This window comes from Roseofilum halophilum BLCC-M91 (genome assembly GCF_030068445.1).
GTDB lineage: Bacteria > Cyanobacteriota > Cyanobacteriia > Cyanobacteriales > Desertifilaceae > Roseofilum > Roseofilum halophilum.
In genome coordinates this window covers 62,854-81,079 of the sequence record NZ_JAQPOK010000068.1, presented here as the reverse complement: position 1 = coordinate 81,079, position 18,226 = coordinate 62,854, and the positions used below count along the sequence as shown (strand labels likewise).

Below are 18,226 nucleotides of genomic sequence, written 5' to 3'. Positions count from 1 at the left end.
CTTAAAATCCAATGAATGGATCGCTAGTGTGGATTTAGGTGTAGATGTTTTAATGGCTGTAACTTCTAATCAACCGGACTTTGTTCCTTTGTTGATAAATGGCAGACCCTTAAAAAGCCTGAATCAATTCTACAATAAACGGAAAGGCTTTCTTCAATCCCAATTAAAAGGAAATAGTCCCACCTCTAAGAGAATCCAGCGTCTGACTCGATGCCGAAATCAAAAAGTGGAGAACTATCTCCATCGAGCCAGCCGTTATCTGGTCAATCTACTCATTCAGAAAAAGATCGCTACTTTAGTCATCGGCAAAAATGAGGGTTGGAAACAAAATGCCCATATGGGGAAAGTGAACAACCAAAAATTTGTAGGGATTCCTTTCAACCGTCTGATTGAAATGTTGACTTATAAATGTCAATTACTAGGGATTAAAGTGGCGATCGCTGAAGAGAGTTATACGAGTCAGTCGAACTTTTTCAACTTAGATCCGCTTCCCGTTTATGGAGAAACAGTAGAAGTGCCTAAGTTTACGGGAAAAAGAATTAAAAGGGGTCTTTACCGGACTGATACAGGATTCTTGTGTCAAGCGGATATTTTAGGCTCTTATAATATCTTAAGAAAAGCATTCCCAAATGCCTTCACTTCGACTCCGCTCAGTGCAAGGGGCTATGGGATAGAGAGGTGCGTAGTTCACCCAAGGAGAATTAATCTCTCGAAGCCAAAATGAAGGGGATTTTTGCAATAGAATCCATGTCTTGTTTATATCTGACTATATTTTGGTTAACTATAGGACATTTCGCTATATTCTCGAATGCTATATGCGATCGCTCTATCCCGTGGATAATGTTCTCCCTATGGGGGATCGCTACCAGGATTTTCCCTTCTTGATCTTCAGTAGCTACAGTTTAGGGGACATCCGCAAGCAATGGTTTGGCGATCGCTATCTGCTCAATTCCCATGAACTGAATATCCTCAATTTGGTGCTGTCTCAAGATTGAGAATATATAGCAAACCTAAATGAGTTATGTAACGATTGCCCCTCATCCCCCTACCCCCTTCTCCCGCAGGAGAAGGGGAAAGTCCCTTGAAAAGGGCGATTTAGAGGGATCGCTAGGAGGGATAAACTGGGTGAATGTGCCAAATATCTCTCGCGTATTCGGCGATCGCGCGATCGCTGGAAAACTTACCGATTCTTGCGGTATTCAATATCGATTTCTTCGTCCAACTTGCCCGATCTTGATATCCATCACTCACGCGCTCTTGACAGTGGATATAATCGGCATAATCAGCAAAGAGTAAATATTCATCCCGCTCCAATAAAGAATCAACAATCGGCTGAAATAACTCCGGATTTTCCGGTGAAAACTCCCCGTTGGCAATGCCATCGATCGCTGCTTTCAGTTCTCGATTCCGGCGATAATAGGATTTCGGATGATACCCCCTCCCTTTCAGAGCTTGCGCTTCCGATGCGTTTAAACCGAATAGGAAGAAATTCTCCTCACCCACCTCCTCCCGGATTTCAATATTCGCCCCATCTAACGTGCCAATCGTAACCGCACCATTGAGAGCAAATTTCATATTTCCCGTCCCCGATGCCTCTTTTCCTGCCATAGAAATCTGTTCCGAGAGATCGGCAGCCGGGTAAATTTTTTGTCCCAAGGAAACGGAATAGCCCGCCAGAAATACCACTTTTAGGCGATCGCCCACCTCTGAATCGTGATTTACCACCCTCGCCACCGCATTAATCAACTGAATCACCATTTTTGCCATAAAGTAGCCCGGAGCCGCTTTCCCAGCGAAAATAAACGTCCGAGGAAGAAGATTTAGCCCAGGGTTGCGCTTAATCCGATGATACAACGTGATAATATGCAACACACTCAAAAGCTGACGCTTATACTCATGCATCCGCTTCACTTGAATATCAAACAAAGAACTTGGATGCACTTCTAAATCATTAAACAACAGAATATGCTCGGCCAACGCCACCTTATGATCGTATTTAATCTGCTCCCATTCCTGTTGAAACTGGGGATCGTCAGCATAGGGTTCTAACCCCCGCAACTGTTCTAAATCCGTAATCCAACCTTGACCAATTTTTGCAGTAATCAATTCAGACAATTGGGGATTACTCAACAGCAACCAACGCCTCGGAGTAATGCCATTAGTTTTATTCTGAATTTTTTGCGGCCAATAGTCATGAAAATCATGTAAAACCTGAGCCTTTAACAAATCCGTATGCAGTTGAGCCACCCCATTAATACAAGAGGAACCCACGCAAGCCAAATGGGCCATTCTAATCTTTTTCTCTGGATATTCCTGAACTAAAGACATGCGCGACAGGCGGTCTAAATCTCCTGGATATCGGGAACGAACCTCATTAAGAAATCGCTGATTAATTTCATAAATGATTTCTAAATGTCTAGGCAGCAAAGACTCAAATAAACTCACCGGCCAAGTTTCCAAAGCCTCCGAAAGTAGGGTATGATTCGTATAGGCAAAAACATGCTTCGTAATGTACCAAGCCCGATTCCAGCCCAAGTGGTATTCATCTATTAATAACCGCATCAACTCCGCTACGCCAATGGAAGGATGGGTATCATTAAGCTGAATGGCGACCTTTTCATGGAAGCGATCGAACGTTTCATACTGCCTTCTGTAGCGATTAATAATATCTTGCAAAGAACAACTAACAAAGAAATATTGCTGTTCTAGCCGTAACTGTTTTCCCTGGGAGGTATTATCATTGGGGTAAAGGACTTTAGAAATACTTTCCGAGAAAATTTTATCCGATACCGCTCCCACATAATCCCCGCGATCGAACTGGGCAAAATTCAGTTCTTCTGTGGCATGGGCCCGCCATAATCGTAACCGATTGACGGTCTGATTTTGATATCCAGGCACGGGGGTATCGTAGGGAGTTCCAGTCACTTCGCGATCGCCAATCCACCGCACATGCATTTGCCCCGATTCATCGGGAACAAAATCCGTATAGCCCCCAAATTTGACCCGCACACTCGCTTCTGGACGGCCCACTTCCCAAGGGTTTCCGTAGCGCAACCATTTATCGGGACGCTCCACTTGTACCCCATTAATAATCTGTTGATCGAAAATGCCAAATTCATAGCGAATACCATACCCGATCGCCGGTAAACTCAAGGTAGCTAATGAATCTAAAAAGCAGGCCGCCAACCGACCCAAACCCCCATTACCTAAACCCGGTTCGGCTTCTAAAACCACCAAATCTTCAAGGTTTAAGCCCAACTGCGTTAACGCTTCCACCGTATCCTCATAGATGCCTAAATTGAGTAAATTATTACTCAGTTGCCGACCCATGAGGAACTCGGCGGAGAGATAATAGACCGCTTTGGCCTGATGTTCTTGGTAGCGACGGGTGGTATGGAGACGATAATCCAGGAGGCGATCGCGCACCGTATAGGCCAAAGCCATATAATAATCATGGGGAGTAGCGAGATCGATCGTTTTCCCTTGAATACAATGCAGATTACGAATAAAATCCTTTTTTAAGGCTTCCACCTGACTATCAAGATCAACTGTTCTCACCTCATTATCTTGGGCAAAAAATTGGCTTGACATAATCTAATTTTAATCCCGAATAACGATTACATAATTTTTAAGTGTAGATGCCAGAACATACCTAATTAAACGACTGTTCTACTCTATTTTTAACTTTAACAAGGGGCCCCCAGCCCCTTACCTTTTCCCTTAAGAATGTTTGACCCCATCCGGCATAATAGCTTTACTCAAGTCAGTTTTATCCAACTTTGCCGTATCGAATTGGGCATTCGTTAAATTAGCCCGACATAAACTAGCCAGACTCAAATCAGCATAACTTAAATTAGCATCCGTTAAATCAGCCCCACTTAAATCAGCGCTACTTAAATCAGCCCCACTTAAATCAGCACCTCGGAGATCTGCGCCAATTAATTCAGCTTCACCCAAATTAATTCCACTCAAATTAGCGCAGTACAAATTGGCTCGAATTAACCGAGCGCGGAACAAATCAGCACCTAACAGATTAATCCGAAACAGATTAGCGGCAAATAGATCCGCTCGCAATAAGCGAATCCCCGGTAAATTAGCACTACTCAATTCAGCTCGGAACAGGTCAACGTCCTTAAAATAGCGTTCCCCTGCGGCATAGCGGTCTAGAAATTCATTGACATCCATAGAGACGTTCAGGTTGAAACATGAACACATTCTCTATTCTCCCAACTCAAGGGGACAAACGTCACCTATGCAGGGGGTTTTTCGTAACAATTTGTTATATAGCGCTTCCCTCTGGTAATGGGTAATTGGTAAAGCGTTTTTTACTCTATAGTGCCCATTCGACGGTATCTGTAGGGGTGAAAATTTTTCGCCTCTACAGGATCTATAGGGTTTCTTCTAGGCTTTTCTGGGCCAATTTGGAACCATAAAGGATTAAGCTCAATGTGGCGAAAACCCCGATCGCATAAATTGCCCCTTGAGCGATCTGCGCTCCCATCCCTAAATCGAGGCTTTCATTGCCCAATTGGGTGATATCGCCAATTAAAGAGCCGATATAAGTATAACCGACAATAGCCGGAATCATCCCCACCGACCCCAACACATAATCTTGTAGAGAAACTTGCATCACCCCAAAAGCATAATTGAGTAAATTAAACGGAAAGATCGGAGATAAGCGAGTCAATAACACAATCTTAAATCCCGATTTCACCACCGCTCGATCGAGGGCGCAAAATTTCGGAGATTGGGAGAGTTTGCCGATGACCCAATCCCTAGAAACATAGCGTCCTAATAAAAAGGCGATCGTCGCTCCTAATGTGGAAGCTACAAATACATAAATTGATCCCCAGAATACGCCATAGATTGCACCCCCACCTAGGGTTAAAATCACGGCGGGAATTAATAGCACTGTGGCAATATTATACAAGAGAATATAGGCAATGATTCCCTGTTGACAATTTTGAATTGAGAGCAGCAGGGTTTTCAGCAATTCCTGCATGTTTTTCCCTTGCAGGATGATAATCATGAAGGCAACACTAGATATAATTAGGATTAAGGCGATCGCTCGTTGACCTAGACCTCGCTTCATCTGATTTACCCCACCTTCCCCAACACTGAGCTAAGGGCTAGAATACTCCATGCCGGTGGGCCTAACCTGAAAATCGGCTGAGGAGAAAATGAAAATTGTTAATTGATCTAAGCGTCTACATGCTGCAAGGCATCTTCAGCCGCTTTTTTTTCCGCTTCCTTTTTGCGACGGCCTTTACCTTCGCCGTACTTTTTGCCTTTGACCCAAACCTCAACGCAAAAGAATTTTTCATGGTCTTCGCCCCATTCCTGAACTAATTTATAATCTGGGGTTTGTTGATACTCTTTCAGTGCCCATTGCTGAAGTTTGCCTTTGCTATCAATTAAACTTGGAGAATGTTCAGCGTCGGATGAGTCCATCAAATCATCCGCAACTTTGGTAAACAAACGAGTCACAAACTGACGAACTTTAACAATACCCGCATCTAAATAATAGGCTCCGATAATGGCTTCTAGGGTATCACTAAGCAAGGCGGGATTGTTTTGGGCATTGTTTTGGATTGCCCCTTTACCTAAACGCATCACTTGACCGACACCTAATTCTTCTGCTAATCGCGCCAATTGCTGTTCATCGACTAATTTAGAGCGCAACCGAGTCATTTGCGCTTCTGTAATATTTCCCGCACTCCCATAACGTTTATAAATGAGTTCGCTGACCAAAAAGCCTAAAACCGCATCCCCCAAAAACTCTAATCCTTCGTTATCCTCTAGGGTATCGGAATGTTCGTTGGTATAGGAGCGATGGGTTAAAGCATGAAGCCAAAGGGCTTCGTCTTTTAAGGTTGGCAGTTCTATCGGTTTGGCGGAACGAGGCATAAAATGATCTCAGAGTCTAGAAGGCTAAATCAATATTCAACCCAGGGAATAAGATTAAAAATTGGGCAACCAAACCCAGATGAGCATTCAGGCATTTTGGTTAACCCTTGATCTCAACTTAGATCGTTCTAAGATGAGGTATAAACTAGAAGATACATTATATCATTATTTTACTCTTGGGTCAACGATTTAGAACTCGTTGGTAAGGCGGAGGATGATGGGTTCCTATTGCACAACCCAACAGGTTAAAGAGTCACTTAAATGATCCCATTCAGCTTCGGAAATCAAGCCGCGATCGCAAAACTCGGCCAAGATCTGTCCCAAGCTTGTCCATGCATTTTGTCGGTCGATGCGATCGTAAGCTTCCTGAAGAGCCGAAAAGGGATCGCAATGAATGCCGACTAAACAGCCAATTCCGGAATAATCACCATCGGGAGTCATCACATCTACTTGCCAATATTGATCGTATAAAAAAACTTGAATACTCCAACCCTTATAATATTCAATCATTACCCTTTCCTTCCAGTAAAGTTCTATCAATTCTTGACGTTAATACTCTACTTGAATGGTCTACTCTTATCCGGATTGCTCCTGTTTATGTGGACATTTTAGGGTTGGGACTGGGGCAAGGTTCCAGGGCGAATGGAAATCTCTATTTTCTGACCTCCTCGACTCACGGTTAACACCAATAACTCACCCACCCTAGACTGTTCGACCAGCTCTTGGACTTCCGTGGCCTTTTGTACGGGAATGCCATCGACACTGAGAATTATATCACCGGGTTGCAGTTGGGACTTTTCTGCCGGAGAATTCCTGACAATTCCCGTAATAATCACCCCTTCATTGAGGCTATCGGCGATCGGGAATTGCTGCTGTTGTAATAAGGATTTAGTGGCAGGAGTTAAATCGACCATTTGAATACCTAAAAAGGGATGTTCTGCTGTACCGCTTGTAAACAATTGATCGGCAACCCGTAGGGCTGTTTCAATGGGAATAGCAAAGCCTAACCCTTGAGCATCGGCACGAATAGCGGTATTAATGCCAATCACCTGGCCTTGCTCATTCAATAAGGGGCCTCCTGAATTTCCCGGATTAATGGCGGCATCAGTTTGAATAAAACGGACGCGCTTATCGGGGATGCCAACTTGAGCGCTCGATCGCCCCGTGGCGCTAATAATCCCAGCCGTCACCGTATTATCTAAGCCTAACGGATTACCAATGGCGATCGCCCATTGTCCCGGTACTAAGGCCTCAGCCCCCCCCATTTCTACCACGGGCAAGCCCTGAGCCTCAATTTTAACCACTGCAATATCCGTCACGCGATCGCGGCCCAACACCACTCCCTCAAACGTGCGCCCATCGCGCAGGGTAATATCGACCACATCCGCCCCTTCCACCACATGGGCATTGGTAATCAACTGTCCTTGGGCACTCAAAATCAACCCCGATCCCGTTCCTCTCTCCAACCGTTCGGGTTCAGCCGGGAGATCCTCACCAAAAAACCGATCCAACAACGGATTACGAAACGGGGCAGAACTCGGAGATTTAACCCGTCGAGTTGCATCAATTCTCACCACGGCCGGGCCAACTTTTTCCACGGCTCTGGCAATAAAATTCCCCTGGATCGGCTCTGTGGACTCAGCCATGACGGAAGGTTCAGGTAACGGAGGCAAAACCACAGGAACCGCAGAAGGACGAGGACGACTCAAAACGTCCTTGTCTTCCAGGTATCGGCTCCCTAGCCAACCCGCACTGCCTCCCATAACAAAAACACTCAGATAAATGATTGCCCGTTTAATCAATAAGTTCATAGCCTCTTATCCACCCAGAACAATTCTGATGAGTGTGAAGAATAGAAACCCATCTCCTCCACCATCAATACCTTAAAGTAAGTCCCTCAATTTTACCTTCCCGTTTTCAATTAACTTTCACCTGTCACCCAATTTAAGCAGCAGCTTTTTGGTTCTAGTGGTATGATCGGCACAGAAATTCAGCAAAAGGGTGAATAGGTTATGACAAAAGCACCGATATCTCCTGTGGTGCTAGTCATTTTAGATGGCTGGGGTTACCGTGAAGCCACCGACGGAAACGCCATTGCCGTCGCGAAAACACCCATAATGGATAGCCTACAGGCAGCTTACCCAAATACCTTAATTCAAACCTCTGGAAAAGCTGTCGGGTTACCTCAAGGGCAAATGGGTAACTCAGAAGTGGGTCATATGAACATTGGCGCAGGTCGCATTGTCAAGCAAGAACTGCTTCGCATTACCGATGCGGTTGAAGACGGTTCTTTACAAGAGAACCGAGCTTTACAATCAATCTGCGAGCAAGTCAAATCTCGCTCTGGCAAACTCCACTTGATTGGACTTTGCTCAGATGGAGGCGTTCATTCCCACATAGACCATCTATTGGGGTTACTAAAACTAGCCAAAGCACAGGAGATTGAACAAGTTTGTATTCACGCGATCACCGATGGTCGTGATACCTATCCTACGGATGGGGTGAAAAGCTTGGAAAAATTGCAAGCAGAAATCAATAGCTTAGAAATCGGCAAAATTGTCACTCTCATGGGGCGCTATTATGCGATGGATCGGGATCATCGCTGGGATCGAGTGCAAAAAGCTTATCAGGTTCTCACCGACAATAGGATTACGGCTGAAGGGGATGCGATCTCACTGTTGAAGGCTTCCTACGAACAGAAAGTCACGGATGAGTTTGTAAATCCTGTCCGTTGCGCTGAGGGTGCGGTAGAAGCGGGAGATGGGATGATCTTTTTTAACTTCCGTCCCGATCGCGCTCGTCAACTGACTCAAGCCTTTGTCGATCCCAATTTTGACGCATTTGAGCGATCGCCCATCGATCCCCTGTCCTTTGTCACGTTTACGCAATACGACTCCCATCTGCCGGTGTCTGTGGCCTTTGAACCTCAAGACCTGAATAATATTTTGGCTGAGGTTTTGGCCGCGCAAGAACTGCGACAGTTTCGCACCGCAGAAACGGAAAAATACGCCCATGTGACCTATTTCTTTAATGGGGGACTTGAAGATCCCGTAGAAGGAGAAGACCGGGAGTTAATTCCCTCTCCCCAGGTTCCTACCTACGATAGTCAGCCGAGTATGTCGGCTGAAGAGGTGACAGAAACGGCGATCGCCGCCATCGAAGAACAAGTCTATTCTATGGTCGTGATTAATTATGCCAATCCGGATATGGTGGGCCATACGGGAGTCATGGACGCAGCCATTCAAGCCATTGAAACCGTCGATGAATGTTTAGGTCGCCTGCTCGAGGCGATCGCAAAAGTCGGGGGAACCACCATTATCATTGCTGACCATGGCAACGCCGAACTCATGTACGATGAAAAGGGCAATCCTTGGACAGCCCATACAACCAACCCTGTACCCTTTATCCTGCTTGAAGGCGAAAAACGTAAAATTCCCGGCCATGGTAACGATGTTGCCTTGAGAACCGATGGCTGTTTAGCCGATATTGCGCCCACGATCCTGGAAATTCTGCAAATTCCTCAACCCAAGGAAATGACCGGAAAATCCATGTTCGCCCAAGCTGCCTATGAAGTGCAACCCAATCGATCGCCGGTTTCCCTCTCTCGGTAAAACCGCACCTCTAACTTGATGATTGTTCATTCCATTTCTATAACCCTATGACCGTTGTCAGCATCCTACAAATTGTTTGGGCCATCTCAGCCTTTAGTCTCATCGTCTTAATTCTGCTCCATAGTCCCAAAGGAGACGGAATTGGCGGTATTGGTGGCCAAGCCCAACTGTTTACCAGCGCTAAAAGTGCCGAAACGACCTTGAATCGGACAACCTGGGCTTTAGTTGTCATGTTTCTTGGCTTAACCGTTGTGTTAAGCGCTGGATGGTTAGAACCCATCGGTTAAGTCCATGGCCTTTTGGCTCTGGAGGGCTAGAGGTTTAAAACCTCCCCATCAAGGTCTATGGTTGAGAGCTGCTCTGGGTGCGAAAAGATTCCGCATACCTCGACTGCGCTCCCTAGCCACTGCTTATGCGATCGCCACAATTATGTTGGCGGTCTTTTCTTGTGCAGTTGCAGTGGCGCTCCCCCCTGGCATCCGATTTCCTCAAGCGCAAGTTCATCCCCTTCCCCCCAGCCTAGAAAAATGGCACGACCGAGAAGACTCTGGAAACTATTTTGAAGCCATTAAACGCCTTGATGTAGGGTATTTAATTTGGTCTGAGTTTCCCGTGCAGGTGTACCTCGATTTCGATAGCCCCGATCGCCCTTGGGTAGAAGCCGTCACCCAAGCGATTGAACAATGGCAAGCCTATTTTCCCCTAGAAATTAGCGATCGCCCAAATTTAGCCCACATTACCATTCACCGGCAGCGCCCTCCCCTCAAACTGGGCCCGGATGGCGAGCTGGGACGAGTGCGATCGGCGACCACTGAATATCAACTCTATCTTGGCTCCCGTGGCCATCTCCCAGATCGCCAATACCTGCTCCATCACTGTCACATCTTCCTCACCCCAGACCAAACCCCAGAGTATACCCTAGCCACCGCTCGTCATGAACTCGGCCATGCGATCGGCATTTGGGGCCACTCTCCCGAACCCACCGACGCGCTCTATTTTGCCCAAGTGCGCCATCCTCCCCCCATCTCCCCCCGCGACCTGAATACCCTCAAACGCATCTATCAACAACCCACCCACCTCGGTTGGCCCATGCAACCAGAACACTCTAGACTCTGGAACACTTTACCAACCCTACCAACCCTTCCCCCACTTCCAGGTCTTCCTCAACTCCCTCAACTGCCCAAATTGCCCAAACTGCCTGAACTGCCCAAACTGCCCAAACTACCTGAACTTTTTTAAGCAATCTTATCTAAAAGATTACGGCGTTTTTGTTCAAACTCGTACTCAGTGATCAACCCCTCTTGCCGCAAAGCCTCCAACTGGCGTAAAGCTTCTGCCACCGACTCCACCTGGTCGGAGATCGGGCCAGTCGGTTCCGAACTCCCTTTTGGCCAGAACCTTGACCAATCCACTTGGGGGATCTTCAGCCCTGGAATCACCGGAACCAGGCCCGGATAATTCTGCTTAAATTCCTCATCATCTTGTACTAAATACCACACTCCCTCAATCGCACTAGCCACATGGGGAATCGGAGTCCAAGACAACAACAAATAGACCACCCCCCATAAAGGCTGGCCTAAATAAAACTTATGCAATCCGGCGATCGGAATCAAAACCCCAGAAAACGCCAGAATCATCCCCACCTTGCGACTCTTCTCCTTATTCACCACCCCTAAAGCCCATCCTAATCTGCTCCTACTATGATAATAACCCCATTCCCCCATTCCCCCATCCCCCCCATTCCCTCAAATACGGAAAACCGAATTTTACGGGACTCTCTCACTCCATTAGAATAAAATGAGTGCATCATCATTACCGCGCCAAGCGCTGTAACTTACCGTCAGTCAACCTATCCAAAAAAAGCCATGGGATTCTTTGATTCAGAAATTGTGCAACAAGAAGCCAAACAACTCTTTGAGGATTATCAATCCCTAATCCAGCTTGGCAGTGACTATGGCAAATTCGATCGAGAAGGGAAAAAGCTGTTCATCGAACAGATGGAAGCCCTCATGGATCGATATAAAGTATTTATGAAACGCTTTGAACTCTCCGAAGACTTCATGGCTCAAATGACCGTTGAACAGCTCAAAACCCAGTTAGGTCAATTTGGAGTCACCCCGCAACAAATGTTCGATCAGATGAATTTCACCCTAGAGCGGATGAAATCTGAACTCGAAAAACAATCGTAAATTAACCATACACCCTAGGGCTGTGGGCGGGGAAATTCACTCGGAGAACGAAAGTTTTCCACCGGTTCGTTTGCCAAAGCTTTGTGCATAAAATCTCGCCAAATCGGAGCCACAAAACTACCTCCAGTCACTCCCCTAGCTAGAGGTCGATAGTCATCATTGCCCACCCAAACCGCTACAGACAATTGGGGCACATACCCCACAAACCAAATATCCCGCTCCGAAGTCGTTGTTCCTGTTTTACCGGCTGCTGGGCGACCCAATCTTGCAGAAGTAGCTGTTCCTCGGCTAATCACCCCTTGCAAGGCACTGTTAAGAGAAGCCACCGCCCAAGGATCGAGAACCAGCTTCGGTTTCGGGGTATTATCCAATAAAACATTGCCATGACTATCAATCACTTGGGCAATAAACGTCGGTTGTGAATGCCAACCATTATTAGCAAACGTCGCAAACGCTCCCGCCATTTCCAGAGGCGTTAAGTCAACCGACCCCAGGGGTAAAGAAATAACCGGGTCCATAGGACTTTTAATCCCTAAATTGCGAACGACTTCAACGACTTTATTGAGACCCACTGCCTGGCCAATTTTTACGGCCGGCACATTCAAGGACACTTCCAGAGCTTTACGCAAACTGACTGCCCCAGAAAAACTACCGCCATAGTTTTGGGGAGAGTAATAGCCACTCCCATCCCGATATTTTACGGGTGAGTCATTCACCACAGAATTGGGCGTATACTTGCCACTGGCAAAAGCCGTGTAGTAAACAAACGGTTTAAACGAAGAACCCGGTTGTCGTTGAGCTTGTACCGCTCGGTTATATTGACTGGTTTCATAATCAAATCCTCCCACCATCGCCTTCACAAAGTGGGTGCGGGGGTCAACCGCCACCAGGGCCAATTGTCCATTATCATAATCGTAATAGACCCCTTGGTTATAGAGGCGAGTATGCCAATCCTTAACCGTTTGCTCTGCCAGTCTTTGTAACTTCAGATCAATGGTGGTTTGAATCCTTAAACCCCCTTTGACCACCATATCGCGACCAAAGCGGTCTGAGAGTTCTTGAATCACCGCCTCCGTCAAATAGGGCACTTTACTTTGACCAAACGAGGTCACCCGGCCCACCAATAACGGCTGTTCCTTCGCTTCCTTCTCTTCCTCGGCCGTAATCCAATTCAATTCTCGCATCCGACCCAGAACGATCGCCTGTCGCCGTTTGGCTAACTTATAATCCACAAACGGACTCAAACTCTCTGGCGCTTGGATCAAACCCGCCATCATTGCCCCCTCTGCCAACGTTAGATCCGCAGCAGACTTGGCAAAATAACTTTGGGCCGCCGTCTCTACCCCATAGGTATTATGGCCCCAGTAAACCTGATTCAGATACAGCTCTAAAATCTCATCTTTAGTCAGAATTTGCTCCAAGCGCATGGCCAAAACCGCTTCCGCCACCTTCCGACTCAATTGCCGCTCTGGAGACAGAAACAGGTTTTTCACCAACTGCATCGTAATCGTAGAAGCACCCTCGCGAATCCCTCCCTTTTCAATATTGGCCAACAACGCCCGACCCACACTACTGGGATTAATCCCATTGTGCTGATAGAAATGGGAATCCTCGATCGCCAGCACCGCCAGTTTCACGTGGGGCGAAATCCGCTCTAAAGGCACAACTTCCCGGTTAGCCTCATCATGGATACGGGTAAGCAGTTCGCCATTAATATCATAGATATAACTGGTCTCTGTCGGCATATAGCTCCTCAAGCTGCGGACATCCGGCAGATTCCGAAAACTTAAGGCTAAACCCACCAGTCCTCCAGCAAAGATAGAACTGGTGAGCATCATCACTCCCAAAATCGTACCGCCTGCCACTTTGCCCACACCTTGGACAAATTGAAGAGCGGGGGTGATAGATTTAGATGACTTACGACTGATAGTATTAGACGACACGGTGATTTAACTTCCTCACATCAAACAAATGGATAGGGATAAGAACCAGACCTGGAGTCTTAGGGATGGATGAACGGGGACTGACCCATAGTTTAACCTTTACCCGCGATAAGTGTTAACAGTTATTACAGAGATTCGCAAAATATTAATCGTATTATAGAACTTCTAATCCTATGACAAGTCTCAACTCAACCTGGAATTGGCTGCATCGCGGTGTTAGTGAAATTTTTCCCCATCGCCCCGATAGCGACGATCCTGATGAAAACCTACAACGGCGCATTGAGCTGTCCGGACAACCCTTAAGGGTGAAATTGGGCATCGATCCCACCGGAACCGATTTACATTTGGGCCACAGTATTGCCGTGCGGAAATTGCGAGCGTTTCAAGATGCTGGCCATACAGCCGTTTTGATTATTGGGGATTTTACCGCACAAATTGGCGACCCCACCGGAAAATCTGAAGTTCGCCGTCAACTGACAGCCGAACAGGTCAAGAAAAATGCCCAAACCTATTTGGATCAACTGCGCCCGATTCTGGATTTTGATACTCCCGGACGCTTGGAAATTCGCTATAACTCGGAATGGTTAGCCCAGTTAGACTTAAATCAGATTTTACAGCTATTGGCGACGATGACCGTGGGTCAAATGCTGGCCAAAGAAGGATTTGCCGAGCGCTACAGCCAAGAAAATCCTATTTATCTCCATGAGTTTCTGTATCCTCTGATGCAAGGGTATGATTCTGTGGCTGTGAAAGCGGATGTAGAGTTGGGAGGAACCGACCAAAAGTTTAATATTGCTGTGGGTCGAGATTTACAGCGCCATTTTGGACTGAAACCCCAGTTTGGTTTACTCGTGCCAATTTTGCTGGGGACGGATGGAGGGCAGAAGATGTCGAAGTCTTTGGGTAATTATGTGGGGCTGTGGGAAAATGCGGTGACGATGTATTCTAAGTTGGAGAAAACCCCGGATGCGATTATTCAGGAGTATGTGGAGTTGCTGACTAACTTGACTTGGGAGGAGTTACCGGAAAATCCGAGGGAGCGCCAAAAGGTTTTAGCTCTGGATGTGGTGACTCAGTATCAGGGTAAGGAGGCTGCTTTGGAGGCGCAAAAGGCGGCTTTGAGCCAAGGGGAAGCGGGGAGTATTCCTGAGTTTAGTTTGCAGGATGTGCAATTTCCCGTAAAGTTATTTTACATTGTCAGCGCGGCGGGGTTGTCGAAGGGGTCTTCGGAGGCTCGGCGCTTGATTCAAGGGGGCGGGGTAAAATTAGCGGGGGAAAAGGTGAGCGACCCCAATTTAGTATTTGAACGGGCTGAGGAGATGGAGGGAAAAGTCTTGCAGGTGGGTAAGAATAAGTTTGCCCGGTTGGTGAAGTAAGGGGGGAGAAATGATGACGGCCGCAGACCGGATTATTGTACCGTTGGATGTTTCGAGTGGGGAGGAGGCGATCGCCCTTTTGGATCGATTGCCCGATGTTGGGTTCTGGAAAGTCGGCCTAGAATTATTTGTCAGCACCGGCCCGAGTATCCTAGAGGAACTCAAACAACGGCAAAAGCGTATTTTTCTCGATCTCAAATTCCATGATATCCCCAACACCATGGCCGGAGCCTGTCGAGGGGCTGGCCGCTATGGGGTGGACTTGCTCACCGTCCATGGAGCTGCCGGCCGAACGGCTTTGCAGCGTGCCCTAGAAGCTTCTAGAGAAGGGGCGCAATCGGCCGGATTATCCCCCCCGAATCTGCTGGCGATTACCCTGCTCACAAGCTTAAATTCGCGGGATTTAGCCTTTGACCTCAAAGTGCCGGTGGAGTTGCCCGAATATGCCCTCCAGATGGCCCTACTGGCCCAGGAATCGGGCATTCCGGGGGCCGTCTGTTCTCCCCAGGAAGCGGCTGGGTTGCGGCGCGTCTGTGGGGATGAATTTCTGTTGGTCTGTCCGGGAGTGCGCCCAACTTGGGCGGAGGGGGGAGACCAGCGCCGGGTGATGACTCCCCAAGAGGCGCTCAAAGCCGGAGCGAGTTATTTAGTGATTGGGCGACCGATTACAGCGGCCGACGATCCCCAAGGGGCCTGGAACCGGATTAATGATGAGCTTGTAGGTTAAATCCGATGGTGTTTTGGGAATTGACCCTCGGACAACTTTGGGTTACCTATGAGGGTTCAGAAGTTAGGGTTGCCTCAACCCAAAGTTGCGGGGAGAATTTCGAGGTATTAATCCAGGAGATGGTGCGGGATTTTACCGGTTATGCCAATCGGGTAATTCAGCGTCAGCGCGATCGCTTCGAGCCTTATCCTATACCCTCAGTCATTACGGTGGGGCCACCCGACTTTGATCCCTTGCCCCTTCCCTTTGGGGAAGAGGTTCCGGAAAATTCCCGCCAAGTGTTTCTCACTTCCTTAGAGCGCATCTATCAAGGATTAACCATTGTGGATCGAGAGGTCTATTATTGGCTGTTTTTCAGTGAGACTGAACAGGGATGGGAATTAGTCTTACTGTTGTCTGCAATGACGGATGGGGAGCGGTTGTATCGTTTACCAGAGAATCGAGAAACGGCCATTTCTGAAGCGATTCGCATTTGGCTGCGCGATTACAACGCAAAGTCCTGTAGTCGGGGAATGGGGGAATGGGGGAATGGGGAGATAGGGGGATAGGGATTACCCATTACCAATTACCCATTACCTATTACCGCGCGTTTCATGTCTGCGAAGCAGAAAGCGCTATACCTATCGCGAAGCGCTATAAGACAGACAAAGGGCGAACCCGTTGGTCTAAGCCCCTTGCCTGACCTGGATTAAACTGGCGTTTCTATCGTCAAAACTTGACAGCCTTTTAACCCTAAATCGGGTTGTTGGCGATAGGCTTCTAATGGCTCCATCACGGTAACGGTAAAATTCGTTCCGACTTGATAGAGATAATCTACCTTTGGATCGTAGTTTAAGCCGACGCGCAAGTTAGAAAAATCATCTTCACACAATTCAAAACCAAAGCGAACAATAATTTGGGCTACGAGACATTCAGGAGTATGAACTGTTTCCCCCATGGTGTCGCGCTCTTGTGTAAAGGTATCTAAAAATCGTTGCAATTTGGGTAAAACTTTCTTAGGATTGCCATTACGACTGGCGTAGACAATTACTGGGTTACCTTCAACGATGAAGTGACAGGAGACAGCCATAGATTTACAGTGATCTAGTGTTTAAGTCTGATCCGATCATATGCTGGTCTGGGTCATTTTGCTTGACCCGATTTTGAATTGACGGTTGAACATCCCCTTGAGCCACTGCACAGATACAGGGTTTCTCGCTTACCAAACCACTGATAACGATGGTCGCGGATTTGTTCATAGAGGCGATCGCCTACCGCTTTGACTCCTGGTATCCCCCGATAAACCCCGATCAGCGCCTCACCTCCAGGAAGTAAGCGACTGATTTCTTCGGCTGCTTCGCTCCCTTGCCATCGATTTTGGGGATTTTCTGTATCAATTAAAATCATCCCTAATTCACAATCTTGGGGTGTAATGCCCCATTTTGCCAAGGCTTCTTCGTCTTGCATGGGGCTATAGGTAAACTGTTGTCCTTGGTCAAACCCGGCCAGCACCTGAACCAAAGACGAGCATAAATTACAGTTTCCGTCGTAAATAATTTGATATCGCATACTAAGAATAATTTCCTAACCCGGAGGTGGCAAGTTGTAAAAGCGTGGAAAAGGGGTTAGGAAATTTTAGATCGAGTTAGAGCGTTTGGCCCAGTCTGCTAACTGTCAGGGTTAGAAGGCGGAAGACAAATCAAATTATCATCCAAGGTAATAATCAGGCCTTTCGAGCGCAACTTACCCATTAACCGAGTAACCGTTACCCTCGTAGACCCAATGGCGCTACCAATTTGGGCATGAGTCAACGTCCAGGGCAAATAATATCCCTGTTCGCACACTTCGCCATACTCTTCGATCAATAGGGTCAAAAAGCCCAACAGCCGATCGATCGTGCGCCGTTGGCCCATGGTTCCCAACCACAGCAGTTTACGCTGGTTTTGATAACGGAAGGCTTCCATCACTTCACGACGGAAATGGGGCCAGTTATCTAAATCATGCCAATACATCCACAAAACCGTGGTTTTATCCACATGGGCATAACTGGAAATGGTAAACGGAGATTGGGAGACGATTTCAAACGGTTGACCTGCTCCCACAAACCCTAAAAAGGATTCATCAGGACTGAGATTATCGGGATCGGTGTTAGCGCTTAAGCGGGCGACTAAACTGGGCGTTTTGGTCGATGCACTAATTTGGGCACTGACGAGTCGAACGGAACCGCGCTGTACCAGATAGAGCAAGCCCGGACGGACAGGAATTTTATCATCCTTGTTAAAGGTGCGGGTGCGATAGTGATCTTGCGCCCAATCAATAATTCGCTGCCAGGTCAAAAACGGACGGGAGGTTGAAGATTCGGATTCTGGAGACACTGAAAACATAGGTTAGAAATTGTGAAAGAATAACAAAGACAACCAGTGAATTGTTGCTAGATATCAGGATACCCTGTTTCTAGTAAAAACGGTCACTGATAGCCGAAGGCTATTGTTTC

General features: G+C 47.2%; 20 protein-coding genes. 9 read left to right on the top strand and 11 right to left on the bottom strand.

Translation table 11 applies throughout. The features are described 5' to 3' along the window. Positions 1 to 724, top strand: a 724-nt coding sequence (locus tag PJF56_RS08335; RefSeq protein ID WP_283762196.1) for an RNA-guided endonuclease TnpB family protein, incomplete at its 5' end; no start/stop codon positions are given. A gap of 28 nt (positions 725 to 752) precedes the next feature. After that, entirely contained in the window at positions 753 to 995 is a 243-nt protein-coding gene (locus tag PJF56_RS08330; RefSeq protein ID WP_283762195.1) for a hypothetical protein, read from the top strand. A 112-nt stretch (positions 996 to 1,107) separates the two neighbouring features. Here PJF56_RS08330 and PJF56_RS08325 read toward each other — a convergent pair whose 3' ends face one another. The 6 genes from PJF56_RS08325 to PJF56_RS08300 form a co-directional block, all read right to left on the bottom strand. Next, on the bottom strand, positions 1,108 to 3,591 hold the full coding sequence (locus PJF56_RS08325) for a glycogen/starch/alpha-glucan phosphorylase (RefSeq protein ID WP_283762194.1): 2,484 nt from the start codon (positions 3,589 to 3,591) through the stop codon (positions 1,108 to 1,110). A gap of 129 nt (positions 3,592 to 3,720) precedes the next feature. Continuing rightward, entirely contained in the window at positions 3,721 to 4,185 is a 465-nt protein-coding gene (locus PJF56_RS08320) for a pentapeptide repeat-containing protein (protein WP_283762193.1), read from the bottom strand. A 202-nt stretch (positions 4,186 to 4,387) separates the two neighbouring features. Further along, positions 4,388 to 5,092, bottom strand: coding sequence for a TVP38/TMEM64 family protein (locus PJF56_RS08315; RefSeq protein WP_283762192.1), 705 nt, complete (start codon positions 5,090 to 5,092; stop codon positions 4,388 to 4,390). A 107-nt stretch (positions 5,093 to 5,199) separates the two neighbouring features. Continuing rightward, positions 5,200 to 5,907: a ribonuclease III gene (gene rnc / locus PJF56_RS08310; RefSeq protein ID WP_283762191.1), complete on the bottom strand. Its 708-nt coding sequence runs from the start codon at positions 5,905 to 5,907 to the stop codon at positions 5,200 to 5,202. A 225-nt stretch (positions 5,908 to 6,132) separates the two neighbouring features. Further along, on the bottom strand, positions 6,133 to 6,417 hold the full coding sequence (locus PJF56_RS08305; protein WP_283762190.1) for a hypothetical protein: 285 nt from the start codon (positions 6,415 to 6,417) through the stop codon (positions 6,133 to 6,135). Positions 6,418 to 6,515: 98 nt separating this feature from the next. Continuing rightward, the gene (locus tag PJF56_RS08300; RefSeq protein WP_283762189.1) at positions 6,516 to 7,718 is read right to left on the bottom strand and encodes an HhoA/HhoB/HtrA family serine endopeptidase; all 1,203 of its coding nucleotides are present in this window, start codon (positions 7,716 to 7,718) and stop codon (positions 6,516 to 6,518) included. Positions 7,719 to 7,919: 201 nt separating this feature from the next. Here PJF56_RS08300 and gpmI point away from each other — a divergent pair, with 201 nt between their 5' ends. The 3 genes from gpmI to PJF56_RS08285 are packed head-to-tail and all read left to right on the top strand — an operon-like array spanning position 7,920 to position 10,757. Then, positions 7,920 to 9,518: a 2,3-bisphosphoglycerate-independent phosphoglycerate mutase gene (gene gpmI, locus PJF56_RS08295; RefSeq protein WP_283762188.1), complete on the top strand. Its 1,599-nt coding sequence runs from the start codon at positions 7,920 to 7,922 to the stop codon at positions 9,516 to 9,518. Between the two features lie 47 nt (positions 9,519 to 9,565). Further along, positions 9,566 to 9,805, top strand: a complete 240-nt coding sequence (gene secG / locus PJF56_RS08290) for a preprotein translocase subunit SecG (RefSeq protein WP_283762187.1) — start codon at positions 9,566 to 9,568, stop codon at positions 9,803 to 9,805. A 4-nt stretch (positions 9,806 to 9,809) separates the two neighbouring features. Beyond that, a complete protein-coding gene (locus tag PJF56_RS08285) occupies positions 9,810 to 10,757 on the top strand; it encodes a hypothetical protein (protein ID WP_283762186.1) in 948 nt (315 codons plus the stop codon). Here the strand turns inward: PJF56_RS08285 and PJF56_RS08280 are convergent. Next, complete coding sequence (locus PJF56_RS08280) at positions 10,754 to 11,188, bottom strand: NINE protein (protein WP_347179484.1); 435 nt, start codon at positions 11,186 to 11,188, stop codon at positions 10,754 to 10,756. The two genes, PJF56_RS08285 and PJF56_RS08280, sit on opposite strands and share 4 nt — an antisense overlap. A gap of 195 nt (positions 11,189 to 11,383) precedes the next feature. On the opposite strand from PJF56_RS08280, the gene PJF56_RS08275 reads away from it, so the two are divergent. Then, a complete protein-coding gene (locus PJF56_RS08275) occupies positions 11,384 to 11,707 on the top strand; it encodes a DUF1825 family protein (protein WP_283762184.1) in 324 nt (107 codons plus the stop codon). A gap of 14 nt (positions 11,708 to 11,721) precedes the next feature. Here PJF56_RS08275 and PJF56_RS08270 read toward each other — a convergent pair whose 3' ends face one another. After that, entirely contained in the window at positions 11,722 to 13,650 is a 1,929-nt protein-coding gene (locus PJF56_RS08270) for a transglycosylase domain-containing protein (RefSeq protein ID WP_283762183.1), read from the bottom strand. 173 nt (positions 13,651 to 13,823) lie between these two features. On the opposite strand from PJF56_RS08270, the gene tyrS reads away from it, so the two are divergent. Genes tyrS through PJF56_RS08255 form a run of 3 tightly spaced genes read left to right on the top strand, consistent with a single transcriptional unit; the run spans position 13,824 to position 16,301 of the window. After that, positions 13,824 to 15,026 carry a tyrosine--tRNA ligase gene (gene tyrS, locus PJF56_RS08265; RefSeq protein WP_283762182.1) on the top strand — a complete coding sequence of 401 codons (1,203 nt, stop codon included), beginning with the start codon at positions 13,824 to 13,826 and terminating at the stop codon, positions 15,024 to 15,026. Positions 15,027 to 15,039: 13 nt separating this feature from the next. Next, positions 15,040 to 15,753 carry an orotidine-5'-phosphate decarboxylase gene (pyrF, locus tag PJF56_RS08260; RefSeq protein WP_347179489.1) on the top strand — a complete coding sequence of 238 codons (714 nt, stop codon included), beginning with the start codon at positions 15,040 to 15,042 and terminating at the stop codon, positions 15,751 to 15,753. A gap of 5 nt (positions 15,754 to 15,758) precedes the next feature. Continuing rightward, positions 15,759 to 16,301 (top strand): hypothetical protein, encoded by a 543-nt coding sequence (locus PJF56_RS08255; RefSeq protein WP_283762180.1) that lies wholly within the window; start codon positions 15,759 to 15,761, stop codon positions 16,299 to 16,301. A 140-nt stretch (positions 16,302 to 16,441) separates the two neighbouring features. Here the strand turns inward: PJF56_RS08255 and PJF56_RS08250 are convergent, their stop codons facing one another. From PJF56_RS08250 to PJF56_RS08240, 3 genes are all read right to left on the bottom strand, one after another. Continuing rightward, positions 16,442 to 16,822, bottom strand: a complete 381-nt coding sequence (locus PJF56_RS08250) for a hypothetical protein (protein WP_283762179.1) — start codon at positions 16,820 to 16,822, stop codon at positions 16,442 to 16,444. A gap of 53 nt (positions 16,823 to 16,875) precedes the next feature. Beyond that, the gene (locus tag PJF56_RS08245; protein WP_283762178.1) at positions 16,876 to 17,301 is read right to left on the bottom strand and encodes a thiol-disulfide oxidoreductase DCC family protein; all 426 of its coding nucleotides are present in this window, start codon (positions 17,299 to 17,301) and stop codon (positions 16,876 to 16,878) included. 98 nt (positions 17,302 to 17,399) lie between these two features. Continuing rightward, positions 17,400 to 18,116, bottom strand: coding sequence for a Crp/Fnr family transcriptional regulator (locus tag PJF56_RS08240; protein WP_283762177.1), 717 nt, complete (start codon positions 18,114 to 18,116; stop codon positions 17,400 to 17,402). Between the last annotated feature and the right edge of the window lie 110 nt (positions 18,117 to 18,226).